The organism is Arcicella aurantiaca, assembly GCF_003148625.1.
Classification (GTDB): domain Bacteria; phylum Bacteroidota; class Bacteroidia; order Cytophagales; family Spirosomataceae; genus Arcicella; species Arcicella aurantiaca.
The window spans coordinates 1-2,437 of sequence record NZ_QGGO01000063.1 but is presented as its reverse complement, the minus strand read 5'-3'; the positions used below and the strand labels follow the sequence as shown (position 1 = coordinate 2,437).

Genomic DNA, 2,437 nt, shown 5'->3' with positions numbered 1-2,437 from the left:
AAAAAAAATACTCTGCTATATGTTGGAAAATTAGGTGGAAAACTACTTTTATGGTGTTTGTTTTTTCCGCTCTTTTTTAAAATTTAAAGAGCGGAAAGAAAATTGTTAAATACTGTTTTTAATTTAGTAATATCCGAGGGAGTATGATTTGAAGAATGATAGAAAGTTTGGAGGTAGATGGTCAGTTCTAAATATTTTTGGTCAATGGTTTTTAAATCTGAAGCATCTCCGGATGTTGATGAGTTTTTTTGCAAATTGTTATAAACTGCATTTAATTCGTCAAGTGATTTTATTGGTTCAGTGTCTTTAGGTGTTTGGCTAATTTTTTGAATCTTGTTTTTTTCGACTTTGACTATGCCCTTCAGAATATCTTGACGAAAGGTGGAATCTAATTTATCCAAGCCTCGAGCAAATTCAGCATCTCGACGAATTGTTTTTTCACCGACATTGAAATGTGTCCCCAGTTCTTGAGCTGTTGTCTTTCTTTTTAAATCTCCTAAATGGTCATTATGGCCATTTGGGAGATTTGTCTTAGATGTTTGATTTTGGAAATTATCTACAATATCTCGCTTTTCCGTATTGTATCTCAAACCTCGTAAATATGACGCTTGTTGTGGCGTGATATTACGGCGGCTCAATTGAAAGTCTATCATGAAATCTCGGACATCTTTTAACGAATCGAAGTTATCTATTTGAATATTAAAAGGTATTTGTAGCTCTGTACATAGTTTAAATCGATTGTGACCGTCAATTAGTACGTAAACGGACTCTTCTGACACCCCAGCAAGAGAAAGTGTCTTATTCGTCGTTTGCCAAAGTTTCAAAGGGTCTTTACAACCATGTTTTTGAAGGTTTTCCTTCAAAGCTAAATATTCAGATTCTAATAATGGAGGAATAAGGTTTTGTAATTCATCTAAAATGAGAATATTCTGTTTAATAGTTTCCATAGAACTGAAACTACCAATAGTATTAGTTTTCATCCCTTCATAGACAGCTCGACTATTGGCTGCCATTTTTTCGGCTAATGTTTTCTTTGCCATAACGGTTTAGTTTCGGTTGTCTAATGATTGTAAATATTCTGCTCCTAAATTTTTGTAAGAGCTTGCTGCTTCTGAATTTTTACTAAAAACATTAATAGTGAGTTGCTCGACCATTGCTTTTTGAAAGTCTATCAAATGTTTAATTTCAGAATTAAAAACCTTTAAATTTGAAAACTGCTGACGAATCAATTCTTTATATTCACGATGGATAGTGTTATTTTTGACCATAGTGAAAACAATCCCGTCCAGTTCTAAAGCAGGGTTTAATAAAGTCCTAACTTCGGCTATTCTTTCCAATAATACCACTAAACCTTTATAGGCAAGTTGTTCAGGAAGAGTTGTGATAAGACAACTATTGGAAGCCTGCATTGCGGTTATTGTGAGAATATTCAAAGAAGGTGGACAGTCAATAAGAATGAAATCGTAATTCTTAGATATTTTATTGATGGCAACTTTAAGACGTAACTCTCCCCCAATTTTATTACTCAGTTCTTTTTCCGCAGAACTTAATTCTATATCACTTGGAGCAATATCTAAGTTTGTCTGAATATTTTGTATTGCTAACGGAACTTCAAGATTGAGCAATGAATGAAAAACCTGAGTCTCTCCCACTCTTATATTTAAAACTTCACTTAAACTGCCCTGAGGGTCAATATCAATTAAAAGAACTTTAAATCCTTGATTGGCCAATGCTTCTCCCAAGTAAGCAGTTGTAGTTGTTTTACCTACACCACCTTTATGATTGATAATTGAGATTACACGAGCTTTTTCAAATGCTTCTTGACTAAACCCATATTTCGTCACAACAGGATATAAATCGAGTAAATGTTTTTCGTTCAAATTCCTTGAACCACTTAAAACGCCTGAAAGAGTATTTTTAGGTAATTGGGCTTCTCTTTCCAAAGTGGCAATTGAAATTGCAGAACGACGTTTGAGAAATTTTAATAAAGTATCTTGAGTGAGCATATCCATGTTTATAATTTTAAACAAAATTATACCTACTGTTTATGATTTCAAACATCCACTATTTGTTAAACAGTTTAATATTGCTGTCAAACCACATTCTTATCTAAATCTAAATTATCAAAGCCATAATCGCATAAATTTATTTTATCGACTTTAATTCTTCTATTCATAATAGTATTCAAATTTATTAATACCAAAGCATACTATCCACAGATACAAATTTTCGTCAATTTTAACATTTTAAGTATTATAAAGTATTAAATAGAAAAAAAAGTACAGTTGTAAATGTATGTGTATAAGTAACTTACATTTTTTTTATTTCTTTTTTCTTTATTGAGTTTGGTAGTTTAAAATAAAAGGTGCAACTTTGCACTCCGAAACGACGGGGCGAGTATATAAAAAGGTTTATTTAGCCACATAGATTTTGACTG

Annotated in this window: 2 protein-coding genes; both read right to left on the bottom strand. The window is 32.0% G+C overall.

The window, feature by feature from the left end:
* Nucleotides 1–83 precede the first annotated feature (83 nt).
* Nucleotides 84–1,040: a ParB N-terminal domain-containing protein gene (locus LV89_RS24770; RefSeq protein WP_109745675.1), complete on the bottom strand. Its 957-nt coding sequence runs from the start codon at nucleotides 1,038–1,040 to the stop codon at nucleotides 84–86.
* A 6-nt stretch (nucleotides 1,041–1,046) separates the two neighbouring features.
* Entirely contained in the window at nucleotides 1,047–2,006 is a 960-nt protein-coding gene (locus tag LV89_RS24765) for a ParA family protein (protein ID WP_109745676.1), read from the bottom strand.
* Nucleotides 2,007–2,437: the final 431 nt, after the last annotated feature.